Annotated in this window: 14 protein-coding genes; 5 read left to right on the top strand and 9 right to left on the bottom strand. The window is 72.7% G+C overall.

Annotated features, from left to right (window positions below):
• The first annotated feature begins 65 nt into the window (after positions 1–65).
• From OG470_RS18475 to OG470_RS18460, 4 genes are all read left to right on the top strand, one after another.
• Positions 66–1,379: a sensor histidine kinase gene (locus OG470_RS18475; protein WP_328425954.1), complete on the top strand. Its 1,314-nt coding sequence runs from the start codon at positions 66–68 to the stop codon at positions 1,377–1,379.
• 23 nt (positions 1,380–1,402) lie between these two features.
• Entirely contained in the window at positions 1,403–2,098 is a 696-nt protein-coding gene (locus OG470_RS18470) for a response regulator transcription factor (protein WP_328426450.1), read from the top strand.
• Positions 2,099–2,179: 81 nt separating this feature from the next.
• A complete protein-coding gene (locus tag OG470_RS18465) occupies positions 2,180–3,073 on the top strand; it encodes an ABC transporter ATP-binding protein (RefSeq protein ID WP_328425952.1) in 894 nt (297 codons plus the stop codon).
• Positions 3,070–4,131: an ABC transporter permease gene (locus OG470_RS18460; protein WP_328425950.1), complete on the top strand. Its 1,062-nt coding sequence runs from the start codon at positions 3,070–3,072 to the stop codon at positions 4,129–4,131. The genes OG470_RS18465 and OG470_RS18460 overlap by 4 nt, the downstream gene beginning before the upstream one ends.
• Positions 4,132–4,190: 59 nt before the next feature.
• Here OG470_RS18460 and OG470_RS18455 read toward each other — a convergent pair whose 3' ends face one another.
• From OG470_RS18455 to OG470_RS18445, 3 genes are all read right to left on the bottom strand, one after another.
• Complete coding sequence (locus tag OG470_RS18455) at positions 4,191–4,802, bottom strand: DUF402 domain-containing protein (RefSeq protein ID WP_328425948.1); 612 nt, start codon at positions 4,800–4,802, stop codon at positions 4,191–4,193.
• A gap of 2 nt (positions 4,803–4,804) precedes the next feature.
• Complete coding sequence (locus OG470_RS18450) at positions 4,805–5,557, bottom strand: YebC/PmpR family DNA-binding transcriptional regulator (RefSeq protein ID WP_121654488.1); 753 nt, start codon at positions 5,555–5,557, stop codon at positions 4,805–4,807.
• A 232-nt stretch (positions 5,558–5,789) separates the two neighbouring features.
• Positions 5,790–6,431: an NADPH-dependent FMN reductase gene (locus tag OG470_RS18445; RefSeq protein ID WP_328425942.1), complete on the bottom strand. Its 642-nt coding sequence runs from the start codon at positions 6,429–6,431 to the stop codon at positions 5,790–5,792.
• Positions 6,432–6,532: 101 nt separating this feature from the next.
• Between OG470_RS18445 and OG470_RS18440 the strand changes: the two genes are divergently transcribed.
• Positions 6,533–7,387, top strand: coding sequence for a helix-turn-helix transcriptional regulator (locus OG470_RS18440; RefSeq protein WP_328425940.1), 855 nt, complete (start codon positions 6,533–6,535; stop codon positions 7,385–7,387).
• Positions 7,388–7,404: 17 nt separating this feature from the next.
• Here the strand turns inward: OG470_RS18440 and pdxT are convergent, their stop codons facing one another.
• From pdxT to pgsA, 6 genes are all read right to left on the bottom strand, one after another.
• Positions 7,405–8,010: a pyridoxal 5'-phosphate synthase glutaminase subunit PdxT gene (gene pdxT / locus OG470_RS18435; protein ID WP_328426449.1), complete on the bottom strand. Its 606-nt coding sequence runs from the start codon at positions 8,008–8,010 to the stop codon at positions 7,405–7,407.
• Positions 8,011–8,015: 5 nt separating this feature from the next.
• Complete coding sequence (gene pdxS / locus OG470_RS18430) at positions 8,016–8,930, bottom strand: pyridoxal 5'-phosphate synthase lyase subunit PdxS (protein ID WP_328425938.1); 915 nt, start codon at positions 8,928–8,930, stop codon at positions 8,016–8,018.
• Between the two features lie 138 nt (positions 8,931–9,068).
• A complete protein-coding gene (locus OG470_RS18425; RefSeq protein ID WP_328425936.1) occupies positions 9,069–9,572 on the bottom strand; it encodes a hypothetical protein in 504 nt (167 codons plus the stop codon).
• A gap of 83 nt (positions 9,573–9,655) precedes the next feature.
• The gene (locus tag OG470_RS18420; protein WP_328425934.1) at positions 9,656–10,816 is read right to left on the bottom strand and encodes a glycosyltransferase family 4 protein; all 1,161 of its coding nucleotides are present in this window, start codon (positions 10,814–10,816) and stop codon (positions 9,656–9,658) included.
• A gap of 73 nt (positions 10,817–10,889) precedes the next feature.
• The gene (locus OG470_RS18415; RefSeq protein WP_328425932.1) at positions 10,890–11,822 is read right to left on the bottom strand and encodes a phosphatidylinositol mannoside acyltransferase; all 933 of its coding nucleotides are present in this window, start codon (positions 11,820–11,822) and stop codon (positions 10,890–10,892) included.
• Between the two features lie 46 nt (positions 11,823–11,868).
• Positions 11,869–12,498 carry a phosphatidylinositol phosphate synthase gene (gene pgsA, locus OG470_RS18410; protein ID WP_328425930.1) on the bottom strand — a complete coding sequence of 210 codons (630 nt, stop codon included), beginning with the start codon at positions 12,496–12,498 and terminating at the stop codon, positions 11,869–11,871.
• Positions 12,499–12,646: the final 148 nt, after the last annotated feature.

The raw sequence follows: 12,646 nt of genomic DNA, 5'->3' as shown, positions 1-12,646 counted from the left end.
CCACCGGCGTACGGACCGGCGAGCGGCCGTGGCGGTTGGCGTGGCCGGCGTGGCATCGTTCCCGGATGACCGTGGCACAGCGTGACGAATGGCGTCGCCCGGCTCCGACGCCGGAGCAGCGCCGGATCGATCTCTGGATCGGGCTGGCGGTGACCCTGCTGGCACTGATCAGCCTCACCCTGGCCCGCAGCACCGGGGCCTTCCTGCTGGGCCCGCCGCCGTCCGGGCCGGAGCAGGTGCTCTGGACCGTCGCGGTCACCCTGCCGCTGATCTGGCGGCGGCGCTGGCCGGCCGCCACCCTGCTGGTGGTCTCGGTGGCGTTCATCGCCGCGCAGGCACGGTCGGCTCCGGAAACCCAGCTCTCCTCGTGGGCGCTGTTCAGCGCCCTCTACACCGTCGGCGCCTGGGGACGGGACCGCCGGCTCGCCCGCCGGCTGCGGATCGGCGTCATCGCCGCCATGTTCGCCTGGCTGGGGGTCTCCTACGTGGTGAGCATGGGCCAGATCCCGGACGGTGCCTTCGCCGACGCGGTCGGGCCGGTGCCGCCGGTGCTCGCCGCGATGGTGACCGGCGTACTGATCAACGTGTTGTACTTCGGCTTCGCATACTTCTTCGGTGAGACCTCCTGGGTGGCCGCGCGGCGCGAGCACGAGCTGCGCGCCCAGGCCGAGGAGCTGCGCCGGTCGCAGGCCGAGGCCCGCGAACGGGCGGTGCTCGGCGAACGGGTGCGCATCGCCCGGGAGCTGCACGACGTGGTCGCCCACCACGTGTCGGTGATGGGGGTGCAGGCGTCCGCCTGCCGCCGGGTGTGGGACCGCGACCCGGGCAAGGCCCGGACGGCGCTGAGCGCCATCGAGCAGAGCGCCCGCACCGCCGTCGACGAGCTGCGCCGGATGCTGGGCGTGCTGCGCGCCCCCGACGGCGACACCGCGCCACCGCCGCCGTCGACCGGGACGGTCGACCGGATCGACGAGCTGGTCGAGCGGGCCCGCGCCGCCGGGCTCACGGCCACCGTCGGGGTGTACGGCGAACCGGTCCCGCTACCCGCGTCGGTCTCCCAGACGGCGTACCGGGTGGTGCAGGAGGCGGTGACCAACACGCTGAAACACGCCGGGGCCGGTCTGCTCGACGTGCGGATCCGCTACCTGGCGCGAGAGGTGGAGCTGGACGTGAGCGACGACGGACGGACCGGCGCTCCGCCCCACGCGGACGGGCTCGGCCTCATCGGCATGCGGGAGCGGGTCGCCGCCCAGGACGGCGTCCTGGAAGCCGGCCCGCGCCCCGGCGGCGGCTGGCGGGTCCGCGCCCGACTACCGCTGCCCGCCGAGACGTCGAGGCTGGGCGAAACCGCCGCGGCCGGCGCCGGGTGGTCGGCGTGACCGCCCCGCCGGCCGACGCCACGCTGCCCGGCGCGGACGACCCGATCCGGGTGCTGCTCGCCGACGACCAGCACCTTGTCCGCACCGGCTTCCGGGTCATCCTCGAGGTGGAGGACGACATCGAGGTGGTTGGCGAGGCGGCGGACGGCGCGCGCGCCGTCACCATGACCCGGGCCACCCAACCGGACGTGGTGCTGATGGACGTGGAAATGCCCGGGATGGACGGGCTGGAGGCCACCCGGCGGATCACCGGGGACGGGCCCGACGCGCCAGCGGTGCTGATCCTCACCACCTTCGACCGCGACGACTACCTGTTCGCCGCGCTGCGGGCCGGGGCCAGTGGCTTCCTGCTCAAGAACGGCACACCGGAGGAGCTGATCGAGGCGATCCGGGTACTGGCCAGGGGCGACGGCCTACTCGCCCCGGAGATCACCCGTCGGGTGATCTCCACCTTCGCCCGCCCCGGCGACCCGACAGGCACCGCCCACCAGGGGCCGGCCGCCGAGGCCGCACTGCGCGAGCTGACCCCGCGCGAACGGGAGGTGCTGGTGCTGCTCGCCGCCGGATCCAGCAACGCGGAGATCGCCACGACCATGCACCTGGGCGAGGCGACGGTGAAGACGCACGTGAGCCGGGTGCTGGCCAAGCTCGGCCTGCGCGACCGGGTGCAGGCGGTGGTCTTCGCGTACGAGAACGGGGTGGTCCGCCCCGGCGGCTGACCGGCATCCGCCGCGAGGTGGACCCGCCGGCTCAACCGCCGGGCGGACGGCGGACCGACGTGTTCTCTCTACCGTGGGTGCGTGACCAGAACGCTCCGCCTCGACGGCGTCGACCGCAGCTTCGGCGACCGGCAGGTACTCAAGAACGTCTCCTTCGAGGTGGCCGCCGGCCGGATGACCGGCTTCGTGGGCGCCAACGGCGCCGGCAAGACCACCACCATGCGGATCGTCCTGGGCGTGCTCGCCCCGGACGCCGGCGAGGTCACCTGGCAGGGTGCCCCACTGACCCGGGAGGACCGGCAGCGGTTCGGCTACATGCCGGAGGAACGCGGCCTCTATCCGAAGATGAGCGTCCGGGAACAGGTGACCTACCTGGGCCGCCTGCACGGGCTGAACGCGGTCGCGGCCCGGCGCAGCACCGACACGCTGCTGGAACGGGTCGGGCTCGACGAGCGCGGCGACGACCTCCTGGAGACGCTGTCACTGGGCAACCAGCAGCGCGCCCAGATCGCCGCCGCGCTGGTGCACGACCCCGAGGTGCTGGTGCTCGACGAGCCGTTCTCCGGCCTGGACCCGCTGGCCGTCGACACGGTCGTGACGGTGCTGCGGGAGCGGGCCAAGGCGGGCGTGCCGGTGCTCTTCTCCAGTCACCAGCTCGACGTGGTCGAGCGGCTCTGCGACGACCTGGTGATCATCGCGGACGGCACGATCCGGGCCGCCGGCAGCCGGGAGCAACTGCGCGCGACATACACGGTGCCCCGGTTCGAGCTGGTGGTCGACACCGACGCGGGCTGGCTGCGCGACCAGCCCGACGTGACGCTGGTGGACCTGGACGGCGCCCGCGCGGTCTTCGACCTCGCGCCGGGCGCCGACGAGCAGGCGGTGCTGCGGGCGGCCCTTGCGCGGGGCCCGGTGCGCGCCTTCCGCCCGGTCACCCCCTCGCTCACCGAGATCTTCCGAGAGGTCACCCAGTGAACACCTACCAGGCCACCCGGCTGGTCGCCGCCCGCGAGATCCGGGTCAAGCTGCGCGACCGTACCTTCCTGTTCGGCACGCTCTTCTTCCTGCTGATCGCCGCGGCCGGCACGATCCTGCCGCCGTTGCTCTCCGGCGGGCCGGCGAGTGTCGCGGTCACCCAGGACGCCGCCGGCCCGCTGCGAGCCGCCGGCCTCGACGTCCGCGTGGTGCCCGACGACCGCGCCGCCGAACAGGCCGTCCGCGACGGCGACGTGGACGCAGCGGTGGTCGCCGGCCCGGCGGTGCTCGCCATGGACGAGGCCCCCGACGACGTGGTGCAGGCGTTGAGCAGCGCTCCGCCGCTACGGCTGCTGGACCCGGACGCGGTCGACCCGGTGGTGGCATTCCTGGTGCCGTTCGTCTTCGCGTTCGTCTTCTTCCTCACCTCGCAGACCTTCGGCCTGCAGATCGCACAGAGCGTCACCGAGGAGAAGCAGACCCGGATCGTGGAGATCCTGGTCGCGGCCATACCGGTACGGGCGTTGTTGGCCGGCAAGGTGATCGCCGGCGGCATCCTGGCGCTCGGGCAGATCGCACTGATCGCCCTTGTCGCCGTCGTCGGCATGCAGATCGGCGACAGCGGCGACCTGCTCACCCTGCTCGCCCCGGCGATCGGCTGGTTCGTACCGTTCTTCCTTCTCGGCTTCGTGCTGCTGGCCGCGATGTGGGCGGCGGCCGGAGCACTGGTCAACCGGCAGGAGGACATCGCCGGTGTGTCGACGCCGGTGCAGCTCGCCGTCATGCTGCCGTTCTTCGCGGTGATCTTCTTCAACGACAACCCCGCCGCCATGAAGGTGCTGTCGTACCTGCCGATCTCGTCGCCAGCGGCGATGCCGCTGCGGCTCTTCACCGGGGACGCGGCCGGCTGGGAGCCGATCGTCTCGCTGGCCATCCTGCTGGTCGGCGCCTGCGCCTTCGTGGTCGCCGGGGCCCGCATCTACGAGGGGTCGCTGCTGCGGACCAACGGCCGGACCTCCCTGCGCGCCGCCTGGCGCGAGCGGGAGACCATCGGCTGACCGGTGACCGGCCAGGGCGGGCGTCGGTGTCCTGATCGGACACCGGCGCCCGTTCGCGTTCAACGGGCGGGCGGCACCCGGTCCCAGTCGGCGGGCAACCGGGGCACCGGCCAGGACGGGTCGGGTCGCCAGGACGCCCACGCCGGGTCCCACCAGCGTTGGCCCGCGTCGAGCAGCGCGGCGATCCGGTCGCCCTCGCCGCGGATGGCTTCCGCCATGCCCGGGTAGCGCCCCTCGACGAGGCGCTGCGCGAACATCTCCACGTCCTTCCAGACGTACCGGTCGGCGTCCGCGCCCCACCACAGGTCCAGCTCGTGGTCCAGGGTGTCCACCCCGATCGGGGTACGCCGCAGCGGATCCTGGAGGTTGAAGTACCAGCCGGCGAAGTCGCGCTCCGGGCCCGTCCAGAAGACGTCCACCGAGTGCGCCTCGCCGGGGCGTTGCAGCATCAGCTTGCCGTGCCCCTGCCAGGCGCGGTGCCCGGCCGTCTGCCAGGGGTGCCGCCCGCACGGGAAGGTGCCGGACTCCGGGAAGCCGAACTCGGCCCCCGGTGGGAGGTAGAGGGCGAGCAGGTCGGGCGAGTCCTCGACGCAGATCGTCGGGCAGCCGAACCAGACCTCGCCGAGCAGGACCTCGCGCCGGACGACCACCTCGCCCGGCGCGAACCGCACGGTCAGGCGTCCACCGCGGCCATCACGTCGTCGCTGACGTCGAAGTTCGCGTAGACGTTCTGCACGTCGTCGCAGTCCTCCAGGACGTCGATCAGCTTGAAGATCTTGCGCGCGCCCTCCTCGTCCAGCGGGATGTTCATGCTGGGGATGAGGGAGGACTCGGCCGACTCGTACTCGATGCCAGCGTCCTGAAGCGCGGTGCGGACCGCGATCAGGTCGGTCGGCTCGGAGACCACCTCGTACGCCTCACCGAGGTCGTTGACCTCCTCGGCGCCGGCGTCGAGGACGGCCATCATCACGTCGTCCTCGCTCGTGCTCTCCTTGGGGACGATCACCACGCCCTTGCGGGAGAACATGTACGACACCGAGCCGGCGTCGGCGAGCGAGCCGCCGTTGCGGGTCAGCGCGGTGCGCACCTCGGTCGCCGCCCGGTTGCGGTTGTCCGTGAGGCACTCGATCAGCATCGCCACGCCGTTCGGGCCGTAGCCCTCGTACATGATGGTCTGCCAGTCGGCACCGCCGGCCTCCAGGCCGGAGCCGCGCTTGACCGCGCGGTCGATGTTGTCGTTCGGCACCGAGCTCTTCTTCGCCTTCTGGATGGCGTCGTAGAGCGTCGGGTTGCCGGACGGGTCGCCACCGCCGGTCCGCGCGGCCACCTCGACGTTCTTGATCAGCTTGGCGAACATCTTGCCGCGCTTGGCGTCGATGACGGCCTTCTTGTGCTTGGTCGTCGCCCACTTTGAGTGGCCGGACATCTGTTACCTCCGTTGCTACCCGCCGTCTGCATCGAGGGCACCGCGCACGCCCCGCTTCCGCCGGCGCACGCGGAGGTGCCGGTCAGCTCTGGTGGAAGCCGTGGCGGGCAGATGGCGCTGCCGAATCTCGGCAATCCTACCGACGTCACCGGGGTCGCTGTCATGCACCGCGCGCGGCGGCTCCGCCCCGTCCGCTCCAATCGGAGCAGACGGGACGAAAATCCCCGGACGGCTACGACGACCCCAGCAGGGCCCGGTCCGCCGGGCGCAGCGCCCGGGACCAGGTCACGACCTCGGCGAGCATCGTCGACAGCTCCGCCTCCCGGCCGTCGCCCGGCGCGAAGCGGCCGGCGGTCCGGTCACCAGGGTCGGCCCCGGTGAAGTCGAAGTCGGTGAAGATCGACAGCGCCACACCCGTCGGCACCACCACGGTCCGCACCTCGGTGAGGATCGCCCGCAGGTGGTCGGCGGCCCGGTTGCCGCCCTGCGCGCCGTAGCTCAGCACTCCGGCCACCTTGCCGGTCCACTCCGCGTACAGGTAGTCGATGCCGTTCTTGAGCGCGGCCGGTATCGAGCGGTTGTAGTCCGGGGTGACGAAGACGAAGGCGTCGCAGCCGTCCACCACGGCCGCCCAACGCCGAGTGTGCGGGCGCCGGTAGTCGCCGAACAGCGCCGGCACCGGCTCGTCGAGCAGTGGCAACGCCTGCTCCGCGAGGTCGACCAGCGTGAAGACGGCGTCCCCGGCGCGTACCGCCTCGTGCCGCTTAGCCACCTCCATGACCCAACGGGCGACCGCCGCGCCGCGCCGGCCGGGCCGCGTGCTGCCCACGATCACACCGACCCGCAGCGGTCCTGTGCTCTGTGCGTCACTCATGACCACGATCCTGCGGGCGACGGGACGGGGCGGGGAGACCGCCGCGAGGATGGCCTTGCCAGGGCCACCCACCGGCCGGCGCCGGCTGCCAGACTGGTTCGGTGATAGACGGAGAGCTGGGCGCGTTCCTGCGCAGTCGCCGCGAGGCGCGGCGGCCGGCCGAGGTCGGCCTCGCCGAGGGTCCCCGCCGACGTACCCCCGGGCTGCGCCGGGCCGAACTGGCGACGCTGGCGCAGGTCAGCGTGGAGTACCTGACCCGGCTGGAGCAGGGCCGCGACACCCGGCCGTCGCCGGAGATCCTCGCCGCGCTCGCCGACGCCCTGCGCCTGGACAGCGCCGACCGGGAACACCTGCGGCAGCTCGCCTCGGCCCAGCACGCCCGACAGCTGTGCTCGGGCGACCGGACGACGATTTCCCGCACCGTCCGGCCAACGGTCCGCGCGATGCTCGACGCGATGCTCGACACCCCGGCGCACGTGCTCAACCGGCTCGGCGACGTACTGGCCTGGAATGAGCCGTTCGACCTGCTGGCCCGCCCGCTCGGCCTGCTGGACGGGACGCGACCGAACCTCATCTGGTGGGTGCTGACCGACGAGCGGGCCCGTGCGTACCACCCGCAGTGGTCGGCGCTGGCCGACCAGCAGGTCGCGGAGCTGCACCTGCTGCGCCGGGGCGACCCAGCCAGCGACGCCTTCGCCGAGCGGCTGGCCCGTACGGTGGGCGCGCCGTTCACCGACCGCTGGCGGCGGCGGCCGGTCACCGCCGCGCGTACCGGCGTGCTGACGGTGCGCCATCCGGAGGCGGGGCTGTTGCGCCTCAACTTCGAGACGATGGAGCTGGCCGAGGTCGACCCGCAGCGACTGGTGGTGCAGTTGCCCGCCGACGCCGCCACGGCGACCGCGCTCGACCAGTTGGCGGGTCGCCGCCCGGGGCAACTGCGCGCGGTCGCCGGCTGAGGCGACGGGTCACGCCGTCAGGAGGCGGTGCGGATCATGTCCACGAAGTACGCGTGCACGCGCAGGTCACCGGTCAGCTCCGGGTGGAACGAGGTGGCCAGCAGATTGCCCTGCCGGACCGCCACGATCCGGTCGGCGGCCGGGCCACCGGTCACCTTCCCGATCACCTCGACGCCGTCACCGACCCGCTCGACCCACGGCGCGCGGATGAACACCGCGTGGAACGGCTCGCCCTCGACTCCGGCGATCTCCACCGGCGCCTCGAACGAGTCGACCTGCCGGCCGAACGCGTTCCGTCGGACGGTCATCTCGATGCCGGCGAAGCCACGCTGGTCCGGCCGGCCGTCGAGCACCTCGGTGGCCAGCATGATCATGCCGGCGCAGGACCCGTAGACGGGCATACCGTCGGCGATCCGCTTGTCGATCGGCTCGCGCAGCTCGAAGATGTCGGCGAGCTTGCTCATGGTGGTGGACTCGCCCCCGGGGATGACCAGCCCGTCGACCGCGTCCAGCTCGGTTGGACGGCGGACCGGGCGGGCGTCCGCGCCCACCGCGGCCAGCGCCGCCACGTGCTCGCGGACGTCCCCCTGGAGCGCGAGCACACCGATGGTGGGGGCGCTCAGGGCGCTCACCAGCCCCGCTCGGCCAGACGGTGCGGCTGCGGGATCTCGTCCACGTTGATGCCGACCATCGCCTCGCCGAGACCACGGGAGACCTTGGCCAGCACGTCCGGGTCGTCGTGGAAGGTGGTGGCCTTGACGATCGCGGCGGCCCGCTGAGCCGGGTTGCCGGCCTTGAAGATGCCGGAGCCGACGAAAACGCCCTCCGCGCCGAGCTGCATCATCATCGCGGCGTCGGCCGGGGTGGCGATCCCACCGGCGGTGAACAGCACCACCGGCAACTTGCCGTTCTCGGCGACCTCCTTGACCAGCTCGTACGGGGCCTGAAGCTCCTTGGCCGCGACGTACAGCTCGTCGGTCGGCAGCGAGGAGAGCCGGCGGATCTCCTGGCGGATCTTGCGCATGTGGGTGGTGGCGTTGGAGACGTCACCGGTGCCCGCCTCGCCCTTGGAGCGGATCATGGCCGCGCCCTCGGTGATCCGGCGCAGCGCCTCGCCCAGGTTGGTCGCACCACAGACGAAGGGGACCGTGAAGGCCCACTTGTCGATGTGGTTGGCATAGTCGGCCGGGGTCAGGACCTCGGACTCGTCGACGTAGTCCACGCCGAGCGACTGGAGGATCTGCGCCTCCACGAAGTGGCCGATGCGGGCCTTGGCCATCACCGGGATGGAGACCGCCGCGATGATCCCGTCGATCATGTCCGGGTCGCTCATCCGGGACACCCCGCCCTGCGCGCGGATGTCGGCGGGCACCCGCTCCAGGGCCATCACCGCGACGGCGCCGGCGTCCTCAGCGATCTTGGCCTGCTCGGCGTTGACCACATCCATGATCACGCCACCCTTGAGCATCTCGGCCATGCCCCGCTTGACGCGGGCGGTGCCGACGACGGGGGTGGTTCCGGTGTTCGCGGTGGTTTCGGACACGGGTCAGCGCTCCTCGGGACGTGCTCTGGGGGTGGCAGGAAAAATGCTACGCGGAGGTCAACGCCGTTCCGACAGCCAATCAGACCCCCGGTGGCCTGCGTAGTGGCAACCGTCACCGGCCCGCCGAGCAGCTCCCGATCAGTTCGCCGGCACGTCCGTGGGAACGGCCAGGGTCGGGTCGTCGATGTCGAAGTAGCGCGGCCACTCCCGGCCCCGCCCCATCCGCAACAACCGCACCAGCGGCCGGCTGCGCGCCGACCGGGCGTCACGGACCAGGTCGGTGTGCACCTGCCGGGACAGCGCGAGCCGGCGACTGGCGGCGATAACCGCCCCACAGTCCGGATCGGTCGGATCGAGCTGCACCCCGCGGAGCTGCCGGGTCAGGTCGTTCTCGGCGGCCTCCCGCTCGTCCGGGTGGGCGTCCAGGGCGATCCGGGCCGCCGCGTACAACTCGACGCCGAAGTGCCGCTCAGCCAACACGGCGGCGGCCGCCGCCCGGCGCAGCAGGTGGGCGTCGAGGGCCCGGGCCGCCAGCTCCGCGCGGCCCTGCAGCCGCTCGACCCGCCCGGCGGTCCAGATCAGGTACGCCGCGACCAGCCCCACGACCACGCTCGCGGCCACCACCCACCACATGTGCGGCATCGTAGTGCTGCTCCGTTTCCGTCCGTCCGGGCGCGGCCGCGCCGGGAACCCCGGTCACCGCCCGCACCATGCGTCACACCGGCTCAGCCCAGCCCCACCCATTCCTGGTCGATGACCCGCCCGTCGGTTGCCTCGATCGCCGCTGCGTATACCTCCAGAACGCGCCGAGCAACCACCGGCCAGTCGAAATTCGCCACGACCTGATCACCGCAGGCGCTCAGCACGGCCCGACCGGCCGGATCGTCGAGCAGATCGGCCAGCGCGTCGCGCAACCCCGCCGGGTCGCCGGTGGGGAAGAGCCGCCCGGCCCGGCCGCCGTCGAGGACCCGCCGGAACGCGTCCAGGTCGCTGGCGACCACCGTGGTACCGGCGGCCAGGGCCTCGGTGAGGATCATGCCGAACGACTCGCCGCCGGTGTTCGGCGCCACGTAGAGGTGCACGCTGCGCAGCATCCGCGCCTTGTCCGGCTCGGACACCAGGCCGAGGAAGGTCACCCGGTCACGCAACTCGGCCGGAAACCGGTCATACAGGTCGTCGGGGTCGCCCGGGCCGGCGACCAGCAGCCGCAGCTCGGGTCGGGTGGCGGCCAGCTCCACGAACGCGTCACGCAGCACCGGGAAGCCCTTGCGCGCCTCGGTGAAGCGGCCCAGGAAACCCAGCGTGCCGCCGGTGCCCGGGGTGCACTCCCCCGGCCAGCCGGGCAACGGCTCGGCGTCGGCGAACTTGGCCACCGCCACCCCGTTGGGGATCTCCACGGCGCCGCCGTCCATGTGCTCGACCTGCACCTTGCGGGCCAGCGCGCTGACCGCGATCCTGGCGGTGATCCGCTCCAGCACGATCTGGAGCACACCCTGCGCGGCGGCCAGCACCCGCGAACGGGTCATCGCGGTGTGGAAGGTGGCCACCACCGGGCCCCGGGCGGAGAGCACCGCCAGCAGCGACAGGCTCAGCGTGAGCGGCTCGTGCACGTGCAGCACGTCGAAGTCGCCATTGGTGATCCAACGCCGGACCCGGGCGGTGGAGACCGGGCCGAACGCGATCCGGGCCACCGAGCCGTTGTACGGCAACGGCACGGCCCGGCCGGCGGAGACCACGTACTCCGGCAGCGGGGAGTCCTCGTCGGCCGGGGCGAGCACGCTGACCTGGTGGCCGAGCGTGATCAGCGCCTCGGCGAGGTCCATCACGTGGTTCTGCACCCCGCCGGGGACGTCGAAGGAGTACGGGCAGACGATGCCGATCCGCATACGTCAGCGCCCCTCGCTCGCGACTGCGGGGCTCCGCTGCGGTGCACTCCTCGCGCTCACCGTGCCCACCCCCTCAGGCCTGACCGGCGGCCGGCGAGGGCAGCACGGTGCCGCCTTCCGTCCCCCGCTGGTCCAGCCACATCCGCTGCAACATGTGCCAGTCTTCCGGATGCCGGGCGATACCCGCCGCCAGACGGTCGGCGATCAGCTGGGTCAGCGACCGGACCCGCTCGTCCAGCGGCCCCTCCTCCGGCCCGGGTACCGGCAGCGGGCCGGCGAGAGATGCGCACGCCCTGTCCGGTTCGTACCACATCGATGCCACGTAGAGCGGGGCGCCGGTGTGCAGCGCGAGCAACGCCGGCCCGGCCGGCATCCTGGTCTTCCCGCCGAAGAAGTCCACCTCCACCCCACGGGCGGAGAGGTCCCGGTCGGCCAGCAGTGGCACCACCGCGCCAGCGCGTACCCGGTCCAGCAGCACGTCGAACGCTGGACGCGGCCCGCCGTGGGTCGGCAGGATCTCCATCCCCAGACCCTTCCGGAAGGCTACGAAACGCTCGTACACGCCCTCCGGCTTGAGCCGCTCCATGACCGTGGTGATCGGCCAACCGGTGGCCGCCACCCAGGCGCCCGCGGCATCCCAGTTGCCGCCGTGTGGCAGCGCCACCACCGCGCCCCGGCCGGCAGCCACGTCGGCGGCGAGCAGCTCGGCGCCGTCGAGCCGGAAATTGGCCAGGATCTGCGCCCGGCTCATCGAGGGCAGCCGGAACGCCTCCATCCAGTACCGGGCGTACGAGCGCAGCCCGCGCTTCACCAACTCGTCCAGCTCGACCTCGGGCAGATCCGGGCCGACCACCCGGCGCAGGTTCGCGCGCAGTCGAGCCGTACCCCCACCGGCGCGGCGGTGGGCGCGGTCCGCGCCCGCCTGGAACGCCGCGGCCACCAGCGGCCGGGGCAGCGCACGGATTACCCGCCAGCCCGCGACGTAGCCCAGCTCGGTGAGGTTCACGCGGCCCGGCCGCCGGTCGTCCGGCGCCGGGTCGCCCGCGCTTCGCTCACGCCTGGCCGTCCGGCTGGAGCTGCTGGGCCTGGCGGTAGACGTGTGCCATCCGCTGCCCCACCGTGAAGATCGACACGGCGGCGAGCAGCCAGAGCGCGATTTCCAGCGCCGGGTCGACGCCGACGCCGGTGAGGATCCCGCCGACCCCGACGATCAGCAGCCGCTCGGTTCGCTCGGCGATGCCCACGTTGCAGGTCATGCCCAGCCCTTCGGCGCGGGCCTTGACATAGGAGACCAACCCGCCGGCGGCCAGGCAGAGCAGCGCGGCGGCCACCCCGGAATGGTCGTTCTGGGTGGCCAGCCAGTACGCGACCGCGCCGAAGACGGCGCTGTCGGCGACCCTGTCCATGCTTGAGTCGAGGAACGCGCCGAACCGGGTGGAGCCGCCACTCATCCGGGCCATCGTCCCGTCGAGCAGGTCGGTGAGCGCGAAGAAGGTGACGATTAACGCGCCCGCGACCAGGTGGCCGCGGGCACCGAAGCCGAGCGCGCCGACGAGCACACCGACGGTGCCCGTAACGGTGACGGCATTGGGGGTGACGCCTGCGCGGAGCAGTGCGCGTGCGATCGGCTCGACGACGCGGGTCATCCCCGCGCGGGCCGACACTTGGAAGATCTTCGCCATGGCGGTCCCCACGATAACGGTCCGCCCAGCTCCGGCGATACGGACGGTCCGGTCGACCCGCCCGGGGCAGGCTTGTGCCTACCCGGCAACGGGTGTGAGATCGAGCCTGGAGGTGAGCCAGCTCACCTGCCCGCCCGTCCCGTTCCCG

The organism is Micromonospora sp. NBC_00389, from assembly GCF_036059255.1.
GTDB lineage: Bacteria > Actinomycetota > Actinomycetes > Mycobacteriales > Micromonosporaceae > Micromonospora.
Note: the sequence above shows the minus strand (reverse complement) of the source record. Positions and strands in the feature narration are given on the sequence as shown.

Bases quoted from the DNA above. Each gene is read 5' to 3' on its own strand.
- OG470_RS18445 (WP_328425942.1), bottom strand. From the start codon at position 6,431: ATGAGTGACGCACAGAGCACAGGACCGCTGCGGGTCGGTGTGATCGTG.
- OG470_RS18420 (WP_328425934.1), bottom strand. From the start codon at position 10,816: ATGCGGATCGGCATCGTCTGCCCGTACTCCTTCGACGTCCCCGGCGGG.
- OG470_RS18475 (WP_328425954.1), top strand. From the start codon at position 66: ATGACCGTGGCACAGCGTGACGAATGGCGTCGCCCGGCTCCGACGCCG.
- OG470_RS18450 (WP_121654488.1), bottom strand. From the start codon at position 5,557: ATGTCCGGCCACTCAAAGTGGGCGACGACCAAGCACAAGAAGGCCGTC.
- OG470_RS18425 (WP_328425936.1), bottom strand. From the start codon at position 9,572: ATGCCGCACATGTGGTGGGTGGTGGCCGCGAGCGTGGTCGTGGGGCTG.
- pgsA (WP_328425930.1), bottom strand. From the start codon at position 12,498: ATGGCGAAGATCTTCCAAGTGTCGGCCCGCGCGGGGATGACCCGCGTC.